Source organism: Microbacterium suwonense, from assembly GCF_030296555.1.
In the GTDB taxonomy this organism is placed as follows: domain Bacteria; phylum Actinomycetota; class Actinomycetes; order Actinomycetales; family Microbacteriaceae; genus Microbacterium; species Microbacterium suwonense.
The window spans coordinates 454,876-472,173 of record NZ_AP027728.1 but is presented as its reverse complement, the minus strand read 5'-3'; the positions used below and the strand labels follow the sequence as shown (position 1 = coordinate 472,173).

At 70.2% G+C, this 17,298-nt stretch carries 22 protein-coding genes; 11 read left to right on the top strand and 11 right to left on the bottom strand.

Annotated elements, in window-relative coordinates:
* The first annotated feature begins 83 nt into the window (after positions 1 to 83).
* Positions 84 to 1,481: a dihydrolipoyl dehydrogenase gene (gene lpdA / locus QUE33_RS02405; RefSeq protein WP_286301714.1), complete on the top strand. Its 1,398-nt coding sequence runs from the start codon at positions 84 to 86 to the stop codon at positions 1,479 to 1,481.
* Here the strand turns inward: lpdA and QUE33_RS02400 are convergent.
* From QUE33_RS02400 to QUE33_RS02390, 3 genes are read right to left on the bottom strand one after another with little or no spacing between them, the layout of a single operon-like run.
* Positions 1,471 to 2,277: a CYTH domain-containing protein gene (locus QUE33_RS02400; protein WP_350226496.1), complete on the bottom strand. Its 807-nt coding sequence runs from the start codon at positions 2,275 to 2,277 to the stop codon at positions 1,471 to 1,473. The genes lpdA and QUE33_RS02400 overlap by 11 nt on opposite strands.
* A gap of 3 nt (positions 2,278 to 2,280) precedes the next feature.
* Positions 2,281 to 2,496: a response regulator gene (locus tag QUE33_RS02395; protein ID WP_286301713.1), complete on the bottom strand. Its 216-nt coding sequence runs from the start codon at positions 2,494 to 2,496 to the stop codon at positions 2,281 to 2,283.
* Between the two features lie 51 nt (positions 2,497 to 2,547).
* Complete coding sequence (locus QUE33_RS02390) at positions 2,548 to 3,018, bottom strand: prepilin peptidase (protein WP_286301712.1); 471 nt, start codon at positions 3,016 to 3,018, stop codon at positions 2,548 to 2,550.
* Positions 3,019 to 3,152: 134 nt separating this feature from the next.
* On the opposite strand from QUE33_RS02390, the gene imuA' reads away from it, so the two are divergent.
* Genes imuA' through QUE33_RS02375 form a run of 4 tightly spaced genes read left to right on the top strand, consistent with a single transcriptional unit; the run spans position 3,153 to position 8,815 of the window.
* Positions 3,153 to 3,728, top strand: coding sequence for a DnaE2-dependent mutagenesis accessory factor ImuA' (imuA', locus tag QUE33_RS02385; RefSeq protein WP_286301711.1), 576 nt, complete (start codon positions 3,153 to 3,155; stop codon positions 3,726 to 3,728).
* On the top strand, positions 3,725 to 4,771 hold the full coding sequence (locus QUE33_RS15985; protein ID WP_350226495.1) for a DNA polymerase Y family protein: 1,047 nt from the start codon (positions 3,725 to 3,727) through the stop codon (positions 4,769 to 4,771). Before imuA' ends, QUE33_RS15985 begins: the two co-directional genes overlap by 4 nt.
* Positions 4,653 to 5,405, top strand: coding sequence for a hypothetical protein (locus QUE33_RS15980; RefSeq protein WP_350226494.1), 753 nt, complete (start codon positions 4,653 to 4,655; stop codon positions 5,403 to 5,405). Before QUE33_RS15985 ends, QUE33_RS15980 begins: the two co-directional genes overlap by 119 nt.
* Complete coding sequence (locus tag QUE33_RS02375) at positions 5,405 to 8,815, top strand: error-prone DNA polymerase (protein ID WP_286301710.1); 3,411 nt, start codon at positions 5,405 to 5,407, stop codon at positions 8,813 to 8,815. Before QUE33_RS15980 ends, QUE33_RS02375 begins: the two co-directional genes overlap by 1 nt.
* A gap of 19 nt (positions 8,816 to 8,834) precedes the next feature.
* Here the strand turns inward: QUE33_RS02375 and QUE33_RS02370 are convergent, their stop codons facing one another.
* Complete coding sequence (locus QUE33_RS02370) at positions 8,835 to 8,996, bottom strand: hypothetical protein (protein ID WP_286301709.1); 162 nt, start codon at positions 8,994 to 8,996, stop codon at positions 8,835 to 8,837.
* Positions 8,997 to 9,107: 111 nt separating this feature from the next.
* On the opposite strand from QUE33_RS02370, the gene QUE33_RS02365 reads away from it, so the two are divergent.
* From QUE33_RS02365 to QUE33_RS02345, 5 genes are all read left to right on the top strand, one after another.
* A complete protein-coding gene (locus tag QUE33_RS02365) occupies positions 9,108 to 11,342 on the top strand; it encodes an MMPL family transporter (RefSeq protein ID WP_286301708.1) in 2,235 nt (744 codons plus the stop codon).
* The gene (locus QUE33_RS02360; protein WP_286301707.1) at positions 11,339 to 11,764 is read left to right on the top strand and encodes a pyridoxamine 5'-phosphate oxidase family protein; all 426 of its coding nucleotides are present in this window, start codon (positions 11,339 to 11,341) and stop codon (positions 11,762 to 11,764) included. Before QUE33_RS02365 ends, QUE33_RS02360 begins: the two co-directional genes overlap by 4 nt.
* Before the next feature lie 113 nt (positions 11,765 to 11,877).
* Positions 11,878 to 12,138, top strand: coding sequence for a DUF7218 family protein (locus QUE33_RS02355; RefSeq protein WP_286301706.1), 261 nt, complete (start codon positions 11,878 to 11,880; stop codon positions 12,136 to 12,138).
* A 101-nt stretch (positions 12,139 to 12,239) separates the two neighbouring features.
* Positions 12,240 to 12,503, top strand: coding sequence for an NAD(P)-binding domain-containing protein (locus QUE33_RS02350; RefSeq protein ID WP_286301705.1), 264 nt, complete (start codon positions 12,240 to 12,242; stop codon positions 12,501 to 12,503).
* On the top strand, positions 12,494 to 12,934 hold the full coding sequence (locus tag QUE33_RS02345) for an NAD(P)-binding domain-containing protein (RefSeq protein ID WP_286301703.1): 441 nt from the start codon (positions 12,494 to 12,496) through the stop codon (positions 12,932 to 12,934). The genes QUE33_RS02350 and QUE33_RS02345 overlap by 10 nt, the downstream gene beginning before the upstream one ends.
* Before the next feature lie 42 nt (positions 12,935 to 12,976).
* Here the strand turns inward: QUE33_RS02345 and QUE33_RS02340 are convergent, their stop codons facing one another.
* The 6 genes from QUE33_RS02340 to QUE33_RS02315 all read right to left on the bottom strand — a co-directional run bounded on the left by QUE33_RS02340 (position 12,977) and on the right by QUE33_RS02315 (position 15,931).
* On the bottom strand, positions 12,977 to 13,384 hold the full coding sequence (locus QUE33_RS02340; protein WP_286301701.1) for a hypothetical protein: 408 nt from the start codon (positions 13,382 to 13,384) through the stop codon (positions 12,977 to 12,979).
* A gap of 265 nt (positions 13,385 to 13,649) precedes the next feature.
* Positions 13,650 to 14,267 carry a hypothetical protein gene (locus tag QUE33_RS02335; protein ID WP_286301700.1) on the bottom strand — a complete coding sequence of 206 codons (618 nt, stop codon included), beginning with the start codon at positions 14,265 to 14,267 and terminating at the stop codon, positions 13,650 to 13,652.
* A complete protein-coding gene (locus tag QUE33_RS02330) occupies positions 14,264 to 14,851 on the bottom strand; it encodes a DNA/RNA endonuclease G (RefSeq protein ID WP_286301699.1) in 588 nt (195 codons plus the stop codon). The genes QUE33_RS02335 and QUE33_RS02330 overlap by 4 nt, the downstream gene beginning before the upstream one ends.
* Positions 14,848 to 15,234, bottom strand: a complete 387-nt coding sequence (locus QUE33_RS02325; RefSeq protein ID WP_286301698.1) for an NTP pyrophosphohydrolase — start codon at positions 15,232 to 15,234, stop codon at positions 14,848 to 14,850. The genes QUE33_RS02330 and QUE33_RS02325 overlap by 4 nt, the downstream gene beginning before the upstream one ends.
* On the bottom strand, positions 15,231 to 15,422 hold the full coding sequence (locus QUE33_RS02320; protein WP_286301697.1) for a DUF2273 domain-containing protein: 192 nt from the start codon (positions 15,420 to 15,422) through the stop codon (positions 15,231 to 15,233). Before QUE33_RS02320 ends, QUE33_RS02325 begins: the two co-directional genes overlap by 4 nt.
* Complete coding sequence (locus QUE33_RS02315) at positions 15,419 to 15,931, bottom strand: Asp23/Gls24 family envelope stress response protein (protein ID WP_286301696.1); 513 nt, start codon at positions 15,929 to 15,931, stop codon at positions 15,419 to 15,421. The genes QUE33_RS02320 and QUE33_RS02315 overlap by 4 nt, the downstream gene beginning before the upstream one ends.
* A 152-nt stretch (positions 15,932 to 16,083) precedes the next feature.
* Between QUE33_RS02315 and QUE33_RS02310 the strand changes: the two genes are divergently transcribed.
* Positions 16,084 to 16,869 (top strand): siderophore-interacting protein, encoded by a 786-nt coding sequence (locus QUE33_RS02310; RefSeq protein WP_286301694.1) that lies wholly within the window; start codon positions 16,084 to 16,086, stop codon positions 16,867 to 16,869.
* Between the two features lie 35 nt (positions 16,870 to 16,904).
* Here QUE33_RS02310 and QUE33_RS02305 read toward each other — a convergent pair whose 3' ends face one another.
* On the bottom strand, positions 16,905 to 17,294 hold the full coding sequence (locus QUE33_RS02305) for a sigma-70 family RNA polymerase sigma factor family protein (RefSeq protein ID WP_286301692.1): 390 nt from the start codon (positions 17,292 to 17,294) through the stop codon (positions 16,905 to 16,907).
* Positions 17,295 to 17,298: the final 4 nt, after the last annotated feature.

Here is a 17,298-nt window from a genome sequence, read left to right as displayed (position 1 = left end):
CAGGCCGATCGGGAGGGCGATCTGGGTCATCTGCACGATCATCTGCTCATCCCGTGCGCGATGCAGACGATAGGCTGGAGGACATGCCACATTACGATGTCGTCATCCTCGGCGCGGGCCCTGGCGGATACGTCGCCGCCGTCCGCAGCGCCCAGCTCGGACTGTCCACTGCGATCATCGAGGAGAAGTACTGGGGCGGTGTGTGTCTGAACGTCGGATGCATCCCCTCCAAGTCGCTCCTGAAGAACGCGGAGGTCGCGCACACGTTCACCCACAAGGCCGAGTTCTTCGGCATCTCGGGTGACGTGCACTTCGACTTCGGCGCGGCGTTCGACCGCAGCCGCAAGGTCTCGGAGACCCACGTCAAGGGCATCCACTTCCTGATGAAGAAGAACAAGGTGACCGAGTACGAAGGTCGCGGAACGTTCACCGGCCCCAAGGCGATCTCGGTGGCCAAGTCCGATGGCACGACCGAGGAGGTCACCTTCGACAACGCCATCATCGCCACGGGTTCGACCGTGCGCCTGCTGCCCGGTGTGCAGCTGAGCGAGAACGTGGTCACCTACGAGGAGCAGATCCTCGCCCGCGAACTGCCCGAGTCGATCGCGATCGTCGGCGCCGGCGCCATCGGCATGGAGTTCGCCTACGTGCTGGTGAACTACGGCGTGAAGGTCACGATCATCGAGTTCCTGGACCGTGCGCTGCCGAACGAGGACGCCGAGGTCTCCAAGGAGATCCAGCGCCAGTACAAGAAGCTCGGCGTCGACATCCTCACCTCCACCGCGGTCAAGACCGTGACCGACAACGGCTCCTCGGTGCACATCACCTACGAGACCCGTGACGGCAAGGCCGGCGAGCTCGACGCGGGCAAGGTGCTCATGTCCGTCGGCTTCGCGCCGAACATCGAGGGCTTCGGGCTCGAGACGACCGGCGTGAAGCTCACCGAGCGCGGAGCCATCGACATCGACGACCACATGCGCACGAACGTCGAGGGCATCTACGCCATCGGCGATGTGACCGCCAAGCTGCAGCTGGCTCACGTCGCCGAGGCGCAGGGAGTCGTCGCCGCCGAGACCATCGCCGGTGCCGAGACGCAGACGCTGGGCGACTACCGGATGATGCCGCGCGCCACGTTTTGCCAGCCGCAGGTGGCCAGCTTCGGCCTCACCGAGGAGCAGGCCAAGGCCGAGGGACGCGAGATCAAGGTCGCCAAGTTCCCGTTCAGCGCGAACGGCAAGGCCAACGGCCTGGGCGAGCCGATCGGCTTCGTCAAGCTCATCGCCGACGCCGAGCACCTCGAGCTCATCGGCGGGCACCTGATCGGCCCGGACGTGTCCGAGCTGCTGCCCGAGCTGACCCTCGCGCAGAAGTGGGATCTGACCGCTCTGGAGGCCGCTCGCAACGTGCACACGCACCCGACACTGTCGGAGGCGCTGCAGGAGGGCTTCCACGGCCTCGCCGGCCACATGATCAACCTCTGACGCACAGCCGCCGAGACCCCCTCTCCTCGCCGAGACCCCTCAGGAATCGCGCGAGACAGAGGGGGTTTCGACGTTCAGGAGGGGTCTCGACGGAGGTACACGTGGGAGTGCACGTGGAAGTACACGTGAGGTGCGCGTGAGGTGAGGCTGCGGTGTCAGCCGCCGAGGGCGCGGGCGAGCTTGGATCCGGATGACGGCGGACGACCCCCGCGGCGAGGACGGCCTGCTCGACGGCGGCGAAGAAAGCCTCCCGACCGGCTTCGCCGGCCGGAGCGCCGGCGCCCAGCTCCATCTCCCACTCCCGCCACTCCCGGCGGATGCCGGTGCGCAGGTCTGTGGCACGCACATGGTCGTCGACGAACTCGGCGATCACACCGTCGGCGCCGCGCAGCCGGTAGGCCACACGCGAGTTCTCGATGCGGGCGATCGGATGCAGCTCCTCCGAGGTCCACTGCGCGAGGGTCTGCGCGACGGCATCCGGCATCCGTCCGTCCTCGTCCAGCGGCCAGCCCAGCTCCAGCCGTCCATCACCCTGCCGCGGCCCTTTGATGTGCCAGCCGGCGTCGGGGCCGCCGGTGCGCCGCCGCAGCGCGATGCCGTGTCCGGCCAGGGTGCGGTCGGCCGTGTCGAAGTAGCGCGCGTCGAGCTCACGCGGCTCGCCCGCGCTCACTGCGGTCACGCCGGGAATGCGCGACCAGTCCGGCAGCGCGGTGTCGGCATCGGCGTCGTACTTGCGTTCGATCTCGAAGGTGCGCTGCGGGTCGCCGGCGGCATCCGCCGCAGGATCGGATGCCACGGTTCAGTCGTCGCCGGGGACGATGTCGTCGCTGGACTCCACATACCGGAAGCCCACCTCGGTGGGACCGTCATGGTCGCCGGTGCTGGTCGCATCGCCCTCGCGCTGATAGGTCAGCTGGGTTTCGCTGTAGGGCAGGATCAGGGAGTCCTGATCCGCGTCATCGAGCGGGATGATCTGCCCGTCGAGCGGGCCGCCGTGAAGTCGTGCGATTGCCATGTGCTCACCATAGTCCTCCACGCGGACGACGATGCCAGCACATCGCGCGCGTCAGGTCCCCGCGATCGCGAGCGCCGCGCCGAGGATCATCCACGGCCCGAACGCGATGCGCGTGGATCGGTTCGCCCGCCGCAGCAGCATCAACACGATCGCGAACAGCGCCCCGAGGATGAAGGCCGCGGCCGCTCCCAGCAGCAGCGTCCACCAGCCGTGCCAGGCGAGCACCAGTCCGATCACGGCGGCGAGTTTCACATCGCCGCCGCCCATCCCCCGTCGCGAACCCAGGTGCATGGCGGCGTAGAAGGCGCCGAGGGCGAGCCCGCCGAGCAGTGCGCGCAGCATCCGGCCGGCCTCGCCCGTCGCCAGCGCCTCGACGATCACCAGCACGATCAGCGCGCCGAGCGTGGGAAGCACGATGCGATTGGGCAGCCGGTGCGTGCGCGCATCGATCACCAGCAGCCACAGTCCTACTCCCGCCAGCACCAGGTGCACGAGCAGCACGGCGGCGGCGTGGAAGGTCATGTTCGCAGAGTAGAGGAGTTCGCGATGCCCTCGCGGAGGCCTGTGGATAACCGTCCGGTTTCACAATGTCGGATGTGCGATCTAGTCTTCGATGCGTACTTGAATTGTTCGAATCTTTCTTCGAGGATGGATGCATGGGGATCAGGACGATCACGGCGCTCTCCCCCGCCGATGAGCGCGCGGGAGACATTGTGCGACTGCGCCGGGAGATCGGGCGCATGCAGCGCCGTCGCAGCGATGATGCGACGCTGCCGCTGCCTCCCGCGCTGCAGGATCTGCTCCCCGATCAGGGGCTGCAGACTGGCACGGTGTACTCGATCTCGCCGTCGCCGAGTCTGCTCTTCGCCCTGATGGGCGCGGTCTCGCAACGCGGTAGCTGGTGCGCCGCAGTGGGCATGCCCGCCCTCGGGCTCGAGGCCGCCACCGCTTTCGGCATTGATCTGTCCCGGCTGATCCTGGTGCCCTCGCCGGCGCAGCGGTGGCTGGCCGTCGTCTCGGCATTGGCCGAGGTGGTTCCGCTGATCGCCGTCAACCCGCTCTCGGCGGTGCGGGATGCGGATGCCGCGCGGCTGACCGCCCGGCTGCGCGATCGCGGCTGCACCGTGCTGTCCACCTCCCCCTGGCCGCAGGGCGAGGGGCTGATCACTTTGCACGACCCGCATTGGGAGGGCCTGGGCGAGGGTGGGGTCTGCTGTCCGAGCGCACGGTGACGGTGACCGCGCAGACCCGATCCGCCCCGCGTCCGCAGAGCCTGCGCGTGCAGCGCCCGGTGGGCTCGGCGACGTCCAGGCCGCGCCTGCGGCTGCACCCCTGCCCGCCCATCCCCGCTGGGCGGTGGCGTGATGGACGCCCCTGTGCGGATGCACGTGCTGTGGTTTCCCGACTGGCCGCTGCGCGCTGCTCTGGGCGCCGCTCCCCGCATCCGCCCACCGCTCTCGTGCATGGCGGGGTGGTCACGGCCTGCACGGAATCGGCGCGGGAGCATGGAGTGCGCGTCGGGCAACGGCGGCGGCTGGCGCAGAGCAGGCTGCCCTCGCTGCGGATGCTGCCGCACGACACCGCGCAGGACGAGCGCGCCTTCCTGCCGGTGCTGCGACTGATCGACGAGAACGCCCCTGGCGTGCAGTTGCTGCGCCCGGGACTGGCCGCACTCCGCTCGCGCGGCATCTCGCGCTACCACGGCGGCGAGGAGTCCGCGGCGACGGCGCTGCGGGAAATCCTCGCCGAGGCCGGCTACGCGGAGGTCAGAGTGGGCGTCGCAGACGGGGTTTTCACCGCCGAGCTGGCGGCCCGCGGCGCCGCCGACGCGAAGTGTGCGGTGATCCCGACGGGTCAGGCGCGCGCCTTCCTCGCCCCGCTTCCCCTGGCTGTGCTCGGAGAGCCGGAGCTGGCGGATCTGCTGCGGCGCCTGGGCATCTCCACGCTCGGCGGGTTCGCAGCGCTGGAGGCCGTGGCGGTGCGGGAGCGCTTCGGCGAGCACGGCGCCCGGCTGCACGCCCTGGCGCGCGGTGCTGACTCCCGGCCGCTGCAGCCGCGACCCCCGATCCGCAGCTGGCGAGGAAGCGGCGTTCGAGACACCGCTGGGGCAGTCCGATCAGATCGCCTTCGCCGTGCGGCAGACGACGGATGCCGTGATGCTGGCCCTCGCCGACGCGTCCGCGGTGTGCACCGAGGTACGCATCGATCTCACCGACGACGACGGTGCCGTGTTCTCGCGCACCTGGCTGCACCCGACCTGCTTCGATGCCGGTGACCTCGTCGACCGGGTGCGCTGGCAGCTCGAGTCGCTCGCCGCGGACTCGAGGCCCGGGGAGGACGCCGATGCCGCGCGCGCCTTCCGCGGGATCGTCGGGGTGCGCATCGCCCCTGTCGCAGTGGACGATGCCGCGCATCATCAGCCCGGGCTGTTCGGCTCCGGAACGGATGAGCGCCTGCACCACGCCGTCTCGCGCGTGCAGACGCTGCTCGGACACACCGGAGTGGCCACGGCCGCCCTCTCGGGCGGGCGTCTGCTCGCCGACCGGCAGGTGCTGACGCCGTGGGGCGAGCGTCCGGTCGTGGAGCGCGACCCCGCACAGCCCTGGCCGGGGAGTCTGCCTGCCCCGCTGCCCGCCGAGGTCTACAGTCCGATGCGCCCGGTGCGTGTGACCGGCGCGGAAGGCGCGGCGATCAGCATCGGCACCCGCGGTGAGATCTCCTGCCCTCCTGCGCTCATCGACGACAGCGAGGTGATCGGCTGGGCGGGCCCCTGGCCGGTGCACGAACATCGCTGGGATGCCGCCCGCAGCCGGTCGGGTCATCGCTTCCAGCTGCTCGACGCACAGCATCGCGCCTGGCTGGTGCTGCACTCCGACGGCGCCTGGTGGGCCGAGGGGCGGTACCGCTGATGGGCTGGAACAACGGCCCCCGGCTCTCCTGGAGCGAGCTGGAGCGCACTCTGAACGCGCCAACGGATCCGGCCCCGACATCCGCCGAGCCGACCACGTCGCGCAATGCGCCCACTCCGCTGAGCAGACACCGGCCGCCGGCGTCCCCTCCCGCCGTGTCCCGCCCCGAGAGCGCCGTGCCGTACGCCGAGCTGCACGCGCACTCGTCGTACTCCTTCCTCGACGGCGCCTCCTCCCCCGACGAGCTGCTGGCCGAGGCCGAAGCACTGGGCCTGGCAGCGCTGGCGATCACCGACCACGACGGCTTCTACGGCGCGGCCCGCTTCGCCGAGGCCGCCGAGCTCACCGGCGTGCGGACCGTCTTCGGTGCGGAGCTGTCACTGGGGGCCTCGGACGGGAAGCCGTCCCCCGGCCGAAACGGTGCTCCCGACCCGCTCGGCGAGCATCTGCTCGTGCTGGCGAACGGCGTCGAGGGGTACCACCGGCTCGCGGGTGCCATCACCCGCGCTCAGCTGCGCGGCGGCGAGAAGGGCCGGCCGCTCTACGATCTGGACGATCTCGTCTCCGCCGCCGGAGGGCACTGGACGATTCTGACCGGATGCCGAAAGGGCGGTGTGCGCCAGGGGCTCGACCGCGGCGACGCCGAGACACCACTGCGCCGGCTGGTCGACCTGTTCGGCCAGGACCGGGTGGCCGTCGAGCTGCTCGACCATGGCGATCCACTCGACAGTCGTCGCAACGACGCCCTCGCACTGCTCGCCGCAGACCTGCAGCTGCCGGTCGTCGCCACCGGCAACGTGCACTACGCGACGCCCGGAAAGGCCGGACTCGCCGAGGCCATCGCCGCAGTGCGCGCCACCCGCAGCATGGACGACCTCGACGGCTGGCTGCCCGCACACGGGTCGGCGCATCTGCGCAGCGGCGCCGAGATGACCGAGCGCTTCCGCCGATACCCTGGTGCGATCTCGAACGGTCTGCGCATCGCCGGGGAGTGCGCCTTCCCGCTGCGGCGCGCCAAGCCGGCACTGCCGCAGCTGGAGGTGCCCGAGGGCGAGACGCCGATGAGTCATCTGCGCGCGCTCGTCTGGCAGGCGGTGCCTGCGAAGTATCCCCGCCTGGACGCCGCCGGCCGCAGCCGCATCGAACGCGAGCTGAACGTCATCGCCGAGAAGGACTTCCCCGGCTACTTCCTCATCGTGCACGGAATCGTCGAGGAGGCCAGGCGCCGCGGCATCCTCTGCCAGGGCCGCGGGTCGGCGGCGGCGAGCGCGGTCTGCTACCTGCTGGGCATCACTGCGGTCGACCCGATCCTGTACGGGCTGCCCTTCGAGCGGTTCCTGGCCACCACCCGCAACGAGGAACCCGACATCGATGTGGACTTCGACTCCAGCCGCCGGGAGGAGATCATCCAGTGGGTCTACCGCACCTACGGCCGCGAGCGCGCCGCGCAGGTCGCGAACGTCATCCAGTACCGGCCGAAGAACGCCGTGCGCGACATGGCCAGGGCACTCGGGCACTCCCCGGGCCAGCAGGACGCCTGGTCGAAGCAGGTCGACGGGTGGAGTGCGGGGATCGAGGCCGCCGAGGGCAGCGACATCCCGGCCGATGTGCTGGCCTATGCCGGTGAGCTGCTGAAGGCGCCGCGACACCTGGGCATCCACTCCGGCGGGATGGTGCTCACCGCCCAGCCGGTCGGCGAGGTGGTGCCGGTGGAGCACGCCCGCATGCAGGACCGCACGGTGATCCAGTGGGACAAGGACGACGCAGCCTGGATGGGGCTGGTGAAGTTCGACCTGCTGGGGCTCGGGATGCTGTCGGCGCTGCGGCACTGCTTCGATCTGATCGCCGAGGCCACCGGCGAGGTCTGGACGCTGGACGACATCCCCAAGGAGGAGCAGGCGGTGTACGACATGCTCTGCCGGGCCGATTCGATCGGGGTGTTCCAGGTGGAGTCGCGTGCGCAGATGGGGCTGCTGCCGCGTCTGCAGCCCCGGGAGTTCTACGAGCTGGCGATCCAGATCGCGCTGATCCGTCCGGGCCCCATCCAGGGTGGCGCCGTGCACCCGTTCGTGCGGCGCAAGCTGGGGCAGGACGAGGTGACCTATGCGCATCCGGCGCTGAAGCAGGTGCTGGGGCGCACCCTGGGCATCCCGGTGTTCCAGGAGCAGCTGATCCAGATGGCGACGGTGCTGGGCGACTGCACCGCCGACGAGGCTGATCTGCTGCGCCGGGCGATGGGCTCCAAGCGCGGGCTGGAGCGGATCGACCGGATCCGGGACTCGCTGTACGAGGGCATGCGCGCGAAGGGCCTGAGCGAGGAGACGGCCGATCGCATCTATGCGCAGATCCAGGCGTTCTCGAACTTCGGCTTCGCCGAGTCGCACTCGCTGTCCTTCGCGCTGCTCGTCTACGCCAGCTCGTGGCTGAAGCTGCACTATCCGGCGGCGTTCCTGGCCGGGCTGCTGCGCTCCCAGCCGATGGGCTTCTACTCGGCGTCCTCGCTCACCGCCGACGCCCGCCATCACGGTGTGCGCGTGCTGCGACCGCAACTGCATCTCTCCGGTGCACTGGACGGTCTGGAGCGGATCGAGGAGGGTACGGCGCCCACCGGTCTGGACTCCTGTCTCACCGTGCCGCAGCCCCCGGTGGGCGCATTCGACCGCACGGCCCCGGACGAGTCGGCGGCGCATCGCCGCGACGGTCGGTTCGCCGTGCGACTGGGCCTTTCCGGCATCCGCGGGATCGGCGAGAAGCTGGCCGGGAGGATCGTCGCCTCACGTGAACGACACGGTCCGTTCCGTGATCTGCACGACCTGGTGCGGCGCACGGATGCCACCACTGCCCACCTGGAGGCACTGGCCACCGCCGGGGCGTTCGAATGCCTGGGCCTGAGCAGACGCGAGGCGATCTGGCAGGCCGGCGCCGCCGCCGCCGACCGCGCCCGCTTCCTGCCGGGCACCGCTGTCGCCGTGCAGCCGCCGCTGTTCGCGGATCAGAGCGGATACGAGCGCCTGGCTGCGGATCTGTGGGCCACCGGCGTCTCCACGGACGATCATCCGATGGCGCATCTGCGTGCTGGCCTGACGGAACGGGGAGTGCTGGACTCCGCCCAGCTGCGCATCCACGAGCCGGGACGGCGCATCGAGGTGGCCGGGGTCGTCACGCACCGGCAGCGCCCGGCCACCGCCAGCGGCATCACCTTCCTGAACCTGGAGGACGAGCACGGCCTGGTGAACGTGATCTGCTCGACCGGCGTGTGGGGGCGCTACCGGCGCATCGCCCGCGATTCGCCCGCGCTCATCGTGCGCGGCATCCTGGAGCGCTCCCCCGAGGGCGTGTCGAACGTGCTCGCCGATGCCTTCGAGGATCTGCGCACCGGCCTCGCGCACCGCTCCCGGGACTTCCGGTGAGCGGGTACCCGAACCGGGATCACCAGAAGCGCTTCTCCGGCTCGGAGGGCAGCTTGTCGGCGCCGCCCCAGCGCTCCGCTTCCGTCTTCGCAGCCTCGGCGGCGGCATCCGCCTCACGGAGCGCCTGCTCGGCCTCGACGGCCGCCGGCCGCTCGGGCCCACCCGGTCGACTCTTCTCCATGAACACACTCTATGCTCCGTGCGCACGTGGGAGGCGGCGGAGTCCCGGTGTAGCGTTGCCACGTCCGCATGTGCACGGGGACAGACATGTGCGAGGGACAGGGGAGACCACATGACGACGAGAGCGGAGCTGCGCGCATCCCGACAGGATCGCCACCGGAAGGATCGCCACCGGGACCGCCACCGGACGGTTCGCGCGCTGATCTCGGCCGCGGTGATCCTGCTCTGGCTCGCCGGTGCAGGTCTCGGCGGGCCGTTGTTCGGCAGGATCGACGAGGTCTCCTCGAACGACCGCACCGCGTATCTGCCCGATTCGGCCCCCGCCACCGAGGTGCAGAAGGCGCTCGATGACTTCCTCGGCACCGACTCGATACCGGCCGTGGTGGTCTTCGAATCGGATGCCGAGATCGACGACGCTCTGCACCAGAAGCTCACTGCCGCGCTGGACGACGCCGTCACCGCGGAAGGGGTGAAGGACGAGTCCTCGCCCGTGATCGTCTCCGAAGGCGCCCTAGCGGCGCAGGCGTTCGTTCCCATCGACGCCGACACCGACGTCGGCGATGTGTCCGCTGCGCTGTCGGCGGATCTGCGCGCCGCGGTTCCCGACGGCGTCACAGTGCACATCACCGGGCCCGCCGGGTTCACCGCAGACCTCATCGCCGGGTTCGCAGGCATCGACGGCATCCTGCTGCTGGTGGCACTGCTGGCCGTGCTGGTGATCCTCGTCATCGTCTACCGCTCCCTGCTGCTGCCGATCGTCGTGCTCAGCACCAGCCTGTTCGCACTGTGCGTGGCGCTGCTGGTGGTGTGGTGGGCGGCGAAGTTCGGCATCCTGCTGCTGAGCGGGCAGACCCAGGGCATCCTGTTCATCCTCGTCATCGGCGCCGCGACGGACTATTCGCTGCTGCTGGTCGCGCGCTTCCGCGAGGAGCTGCATGCGACGCAGAACCGCTGGCAGGCGGTCGGCGCGGCGTGGAAGGGCGCGTTCGAGCCGATCCTCGCCTCCGGCGGGACGGTGATCGCGGGCCTGCTGTGCCTGCTGCTGAGCGACCTGAAATCCAACAGCACCCTCGGTCCCGTGGCCGCGATCGGCATCGTATTCGCCATGCTCGCCGCCCTCACGCTCCTGCCCGCCCTGCTGGGTCTGTTCGGGCGGGCGGCGTTCTGGCCCCGCCGCCCCGCCTACGACCCCGACCGCGTCGCAGACGCCAGCCCGCTGGACGCTCCCGGCCTCTGGCCGCGCCTGGCCCGCAGCATCCGCCGGCGTCCCCGGGTGATCTGGATCTCGACGGCCCTCGTGCTGGCGATCGCCGCCGTCGGGCTCGTACAGCTCGATGCCGCCGGCGTGCCGCAGTCGGATCTCGTACTCGGCGCCTCCGAGGCGCGCGACGGGCAGCAGGTGCTCGGCGAGCACTTCCCCGGCGGTTCGGGCAGCCCGGTGTACGTGCTCGTCGACGAGGCGGGGATGCAGGATGCCGCCGATGCGCTGCTCGACGACGACGGCATCGACGGCGTCGCGGTCACCGCATCCGACTCGCCCTCCGGCAGCGCTCCGGTCACCGCCGACGGCGTCACCGCGTTCGGTCCACCCGGCACCCCCGCTCCGGATCCCACGGTCGTCGATGGCCGAGTGCTGCTCCAGGGCACGCTGACCGATGCGGCGGACTCGCCGTCCGCCGAGCGCACGGTGCAGGATCTGCGTCGGACGCTGGAGGGAACCGGTGCGCTGGTGGGCGGGGTGACCGCCACCGCCGTGGACACGAACACCGCGTCGATCCACGATCGCAACCTGATCATCCCGGTGATCCTCGGCGTGATCCTGATCATCCTCATGCTGCTGCTGCGCGCCGTGCTGGCGCCGGTGCTGCTCATCCTCACCACAGTGCTGTCGTTCGGCGCCGCGATGGGGATCGCCGCCGTGACGTTCAACGGGGTGTTCCATTTCCCCGGGGCGGATCCGGCGGTGCCGCTGTTCGGCTTCGTCTTCCTGGTCGCACTGGGCATCGACTACAACATCTTCCTCATGACGCGCGTGCGCGAGGAGTCGCGGCTGCATGGCACCCGCGAGGGCATCCTGCGCGGTCTCGCTGTGACCGGCGGGGTGATCACCTCGGCGGGGCTCGTGCTCGCCGCCACCTTCGCAGCCCTCTCGGTCATCCCGATCCTCTTCCTGGTGCAGATCGCGTTCATCGTCGCGCTGGGCGTGCTGCTGGACACCTTCGTGGTGCGCTCCCTGCTGGTGCCGGCGCTGAGCCACGACATCGGCCGGGCGATCTGGTGGCCCTCGCGCCTGAGCCGCGAGAACCCGTCGCACACCTCCCCCGATGCGCGTAACGTCGGAACATGAGCATCGACCCTGCAGACCGATCCGCCGTCGCGCGCTTCATCCGCACGTGCGGAGCGGGCGTGGTGGCCACCGTGGGATCGGATGCCGAGCCCCAGGCCGCCTATGTGGGCCTGACCGCGACGGATGACGGCATGCTGATCTTCGATGCGACCTCCCAGTCACGCAAGGTGACGAACATCGCACGTCGTCCGGCGGTGGCCGTTGCCGTGACCGGAGCGGACGTGACCGTGCAGCTGGAGGGGCGCGCACATGTCACCAGAGATGAGGAGCGCTGGCGCCTGGGCGAGGTGTACAGCGAGCGGTTCCCGAACTCGCGGGTGTTCGACGACGGCTTCGTCGTCGTGGCCGTCGAGGCGACCTGGGTGCGCGTGTACGACGCCGGCGAGCATCCACCGCGGGTCGCGGAGACATCGTGGACGTAAGCCGCGGCTAGGTCGACCGAGGGCCGCTGTCAAGAGGGTGGGGCGCGCCGGCATCGATGGGTAGCTTCGTGGGCGTCGCTGATCGCGGCAGACCACGATTCGAGGAGGCAGCCGTGCCGAACCAGCCGGAACTCAAGGACGAGGAGCTGTACGAGAAGCTCCGTGACGATGGTGCGTCGAAGGAGAAGGCCGCACGCATCTCGAACGCCGCCGCCCGCGACGGCCGCTCATCGGTCGGACGCCGAGGGGGCGAGTCGGAGGACTACGAGGACCGCACCGTCGAAGAGCTGCGGCAGCGGGCGAAGGAGCTCGGCATCGAGGGGTACTCGGGCAAGCGCAAGGACGAGCTGATCACGATGCTCCGGGAGCACTGATCCGGGAGCACTGATCCGACCAGCTCTGATCCGATCGGTGCTGGCGCGTCGGCCCGCCGCGGATCGGCCCGCGCACCGCGCACCGCGCATACGATTGCGGCATGGACGCACCCATCCGCACCCTCGGGATCATCGGCGCGGGGCGGCTGGGCACGGTGCTGGCGACACTCGCCGCATCCGCAGGATACCGGGTGCTCGTCGCGCGCTCCGGGGCGCCCGAGCCGATCGCCCGGGCGATGGCGGCGATCGGTGCGACCGCCTCATCGATCGACGCGGTGATCGATGAGGCGGATGCCGTGGTGCTGGCGCTCCCCTGGGCAGTTACCGGACGCTGCCTGCACAGCGACTGCGGGGGATGCTGGTGATCGACGCCATGAACTACTGGTGGGGCGCCGACGGCATCCGCCCCGATCTGAACGACCCACGCACCTCCACGAGCGAACTGGTGCAGGAGTTCCTGCACGGTGCCCGCGTCGTGAAGGCGCTCGGGCATATGGGGTATCAGGATCTCGAGGACGAGGCGAAGCCGGCAGGAGCACCGGGCCGCAAGGCGATCGCCATCGCCGGCGACGCGGCGGGAGATCTGGCTGCCGTCTCCCGCCTGGTGGACGATATGGGCTTCGACCCGGTGATCGCCGGTCCTCTGGCATCCGGGATCATGCTCGAGCCCGGCGCGGAGGCGTTCGGCGCGGATGTGGATGCCGGTGAGCTGCGCGCGATGCTGGAGAGGTTCGAGGCGTCGCAGCGCGGGATCGTGGTCGCGCGGGCGCGCGGCGGGACGCTGTGGGAGCGGTGAATCCGATTCACGGCGGCGAGCGCACGGCGACCGGATCGTCGTTCACTGCGCGGCGGCGGTGCGCACGAACTCGTGAAGCGCCTCCGGCGTGGGCAGATCCACCCAGAGCCGGATGCTGCCCGCCCTCGTCCCGGCACCGTTGACCACGGCCGTGCCGCCGATGCAATCCAGCAGCGGCCCCACGGTGCTCGCCGCCTGGGCGGGCAGATAGCCGACGCCACGACCGTTCGAGGAGACGGCCACGTCGGCGGCATCCCGCCGAGCGCCCCGTTCGGTGCGCAGGACATAGGCGCGATGACCTTGAGCGTGACGTTCCCGGTCGTTGACCAGATAGTGAGTGCGCTCCAGCGCGACGGGCTGCGTGGAGAGGCGCCGCAGATCGGGGAGGTGGTCGTGACGGCTGACCCGTCCGATCGTGATGTGCAGCAGCTGTTCCCACCAAGCGGGCATGGACGTCCTCCTCCGGTTCGACATGCCATCACCGAGGCGGAGCACGCCTCCACTGTGTCATGCCCGGCTGTGGATCCTCCTGATCCCCCGATGCTCCGAGCGCCCGGATCATCATGAGGATTCGTCACTTCTTCGTCCTGCCTCCGGTGGTGAGGTCGAGAAGCAGAGAGTCGAAAGAGTCCATGAGAGCGTTCCTTCCGTGATGTCACTGATGTGCTCCGCTTTACACGCGTCGCGTTCGCCTCGGGGTCGGACGGGTACCGGGTCATCTCACTCGAGGCCGATCGGCGGCGAGTCGCGAACGGATGCCGGAATGCACCGACACGTACGTCGGCGTCTCCCGCCCGGTCAGGGTCGCGAGGTTGTCCACCAGCCGGGTCACCGTCGCCGCCACCTCCACCGGGGACGTGTTCTTTCGCGGCGTGACGCTCACGTGCAGCACATCCGTGCCGCGCACCCTGTGCGCGCTCACCCGGGATGCGAGGATCTCGCTGTGCCCGGTGAGCGACTGGGTGATCGCATCCGCGGCGAACCCCTGCCGGATCGTCACCGAACCCTGCGCGTCTTCGCCCGGCTCGCTGCGCACCACGGTGCTGCTCCGCCCGCCGCCGAGCTTCGAGATCACGGCGAGGCCGATCACGACGGTGATCAGCAGCAGCGCCAGCAGCCCGATGGTGAAGGCGCTCAGCGTCGTGGCATCCGATATCCGTGTCAGCCCCTCGGCATCCTGCATCCAGGTCACCGCGGCGGCCAGGCCGGCGCTCCAGCTCTCGCCCACGACGGGCCAGGCCGAGGCTGTCACGGCCGTGGCGCCGGCGGCGACGAGGAGCAGGCCGGTGACGAGGAGCAGCGTCCGGTTCACCGCACGGTTGGTGGCGTTCATGTCGCCTCCTCTGCATCGAGCGCACGCAGAACGCGTGCGCGCACCCGCAGGGCGGGAACGACCCGGTAGTCGGCGAGCTCGGCCTGTGCCACGGACCGCACCCGGCTCTTCTCGATGATCTGGCCCGGCTCGGGACGGACGGTCACGTCGGCGCCGCGATGACCGATGCCGACGACGACCGCTCCGCGGGACAGGTCCAGCTCTCGGCGCACCCGCTCGGCGACCGCCGAGGCGATCACGCCGTTGTCGACGACGACCGCGTGAGGTGAGACGGCGAGCGCATGCTTCGGGCGGCGCCCGGGGCTCAGAGCGAGCCAGACGAGGATCACGCCGATCACCGCCACAGCCGATCCGCCGGCGATGACGGCGGGCTGCGGCTGTGCTGCGGGCAGGGCGATGAGCCAGGTCAGCGCCGCACCCGGTGCGACCAGCAGCGGCTCCGCTCCGAGCAGGTGCAGCACGATCTCGATCCCCGCGTACACCGCGCTCAGCGCGATCAGGACGACGACGATCACGGTCATCACCGTGCGCGGCGAATGCGTCTCACGACGCACCACCCGAGTGAGCACGGGACTGGCCATCATCTCACCCGCCTCCGTTCCGGAATGATCGCTCCGGTGATCGTGAAGGACACCCGGCGGATGCTGCGCCCGGTCAGTCGTGCCAGATCGTCGGCGAGGTCCGACTGCAGCTGCCGCATCCGTTCCAGGATCGGATCCTGCGAGCGGATCGCTTCGGTGTCGTCCAGGTCGGGGATCGGCAGCTTCGTCGCGATCCGCACGGCGACGCCACCGGCCCATTCGGCCACCTCGACGTCCACGTCGCCGCGCGGGACGCCGACCCTGACCGCAGCCTTGGCGAGGATGACCTTCTCGAGCACTCCCTCCCGCACACGCACCGCTCCGCGGATTCTGGTGCCGGCGCCGGGGTGCATGCCTGCCGGGATTCCGGCGGCCGTCGTGCTCATGACGAGGTGCGTCGGCCGGTGAACACCGCCGCCAGGGCGCGCAGATCCAGCCGGCCCGATGCCACCCTGCCGGCGAGGGCGCCGAGCAGCATCAGCGCCGCGACGAGCAGGAAGCCCCAGAATCCGAAGATCAGCGCCGCGAATGCCAGCACCGCGCCGGTGAGTGCCCCGGCGAGCGTGGCGCTCATGAGACCCGGGGCTCGGCGTCGCCGTCGGAGCCGTCATCGAGCAGATGCACGTCGTTCACGTCGACGTTGACCTCGACGACCTCCAGACCCACCAGTCGTGTGATCGCGTCGGTGACAGCCGCACGGACGTTCTCGGCGACGTCCTGGATCGGCGACGGGTACTCCACCACGATCGTGAGGTCCGCCGCGGCCTGGGTCTCGCCGACCTCGACCTTCACACCCTGGGTGAGGTCGGTGGCGTTCATCGCGTCGCGGATGGCGCCCAGCGCCCTCGCGCCTCCACCGCCGAGGGCGTAGACCCCCGCGACCTCGCGTGCGGCGATGCCCGCGATCTTGGAGACCACTCCCTCGGCGATCATCGTGCGTCCTGCAGACGAGCCGCTCGTGCCGTCGGGTCGCGATCCGGAAGGAGCGCGGTCCACGCGCGAGGGCGTGGCCGGCGCAGCCGCCTGCGTTGCGGGCGCCTTCTCGCCGGCACCGGTGGTCGTATTCGTCTCATTCGTGGCCATCGGACCCACCTCCACATTCCCCAGCACGATCCGGACGACTGTGCTTCTCCCCGAGCGAAGAAGAGCGCTCTGTCTATGAGACGCGCTCCGGAGCCGAAACGTCACAAAGCGCTCCGGCCCCGTTCCATCCTGCGATGGGTACTGTGGGTGAGATGGCCCTCTCTTCTCGCACTTCACCTCGCACCCCTCGTCCCTCCGTCGAACTCGTGGTCATCTCCACCGAGTGGTTGAGTCCGCAGCTGGTGCGGGTGCGGTTCGGTGGTCCGGGATTCTCGAGCTTCGAGGATCGACCGGAGACGGACAAGTACGTCAAGCTGAAGTTCACGACACCGCCGCCGGAATCGCACCCCGTGACACGGACGTACACGGTGCGTCGGGTGGATGCGGAGTCACGTACCCTCGACATCGACTTCGTCGTGCACGGCGACGAGGGACTCGCGGCGCCGTGGGCTGCGACGGCCGCGCCCGGCGAGACGTTGAGCCTGATGGGGCCCGGCGGCGGGTACCGGCCGGATCCGGAGGCCGACTGGTACCTGTTCACGGGCGACCTGTCGGCGGTGCCGGCCATCGCCGCGGGTGTGGAGGCGCTGCCGACGGATGCCGTCGGCGTGGTGCTCATCGAAGTCGACACCGAGGATGCGATCCTCGAGCTCACTGCCCCTGCCGGAATCGAGGTGCGCTGGCTCGTGGACGACGCCCACGGCACGGACTTCCTCGCCGAGGCCGTGCGTGCCCTCTCCTGGCGCGACGGGCGGGTGGATGTCTTCGCTCACGGCGAGCGGGAGTCGATGAAGGCGCTGCGGCGCGTGTTCTTCGACGAACGCGGTCTCGAGCGCTCACAGGTCTCGCTGTCCGGATACTGGGCACGCGGGCGCACCGAGGATCGGTTCCAGGCGGAGAAGCGCGAGCCGATCGGGAAGATCATGCCCGCCGACTGAGGGCGCCGTCACCCGGCATTCCGCCCAGGACGCTGTCACCCGGCATTCCAATGGCGCAGCTTCTCCGGGTTGCTGACGACCCAGATCGTCGACAGCATCCCGCCGCCGACCTGCACGGTGATCACTCCGACGACTCTGCCGTCTCGGGCGAGCGTGATGCCGTGCGATCCGTTGATCGACGCGAGCGTCGGCGTGGTCCCCGCCGCCATCAGCTCGCGGAGACCGCCGATGACCCGGGCCCGTCCCTGCATCCGTGTCGGCGTGACGGGACCGTGCCCGCCATCGTCGACGATCAGCACCGCATCCGGGCCGATCACCGTGCCGCTCTCCCCGGGAACGACGATGACAGCGCCGCAATGAGCCTCTCCACGATCCTCCGCTCGGCATCCGGCTGCCGCGTTGGTGCCGTCCGAGGCTGGCGCCACCTGG